Source organism: Lactobacillus sp. C449L, assembly GCF_059900815.1.
Map to the genome: position 1 here is coordinate 1 of NZ_JBWXGA010000364.1, position 419 is coordinate 419.

1 protein-coding gene is annotated in these 419 nt (G+C 69.5%); it reads left to right on the top strand.

Going from position 1 to position 419, the window contains the following annotated elements:
• The coding region (locus AC2JF9_RS09800) for an NAD-binding protein (RefSeq protein WP_500727396.1) at window positions 1-291 on the top strand (291 nt) is incomplete at its 5' end.
• Between the last annotated feature and the right edge of the window lie 128 nt (window positions 292-419).

The following is a 419-nucleotide window of genomic DNA, read 5'->3' on the forward strand; positions in this document are numbered from 1 at the left end:
GGCGTGGACGCCTCCAGGATCCCCGCCGCGCTCGCGCCCGGCCTCGGCAACTCGGCCGTGCTCCAGGCGATCTTTCCCCGCATGGTCGCGAAGGACTACGCGCCCCGCGGCTATGCCCGGCAGATCCTGAAGGACCTGGAACTCGTGCACGAGGCGACGCGGGCTCAGCATCTCGCGATGCCTATGCTCTCCCAGGCGCTCACCATGTTCCGGCTGATGGTCTCGCAGGGAAAGAGCGAGCTCGACGGGGCGGGCGTCGTCACCCTGTTTCCGGAAGTCGAGGCTCATTGAGCCAGCATTAGCGCCGGTCGGCAGGGAAGCTCGGCGCTACCCCCAAGACATGCGCCTCGACCGGATGGACGATCCGACCTCGCCGGACCGGCATGGGCGGGGCCGCCGGAGCGTCCACGGGGAAGACG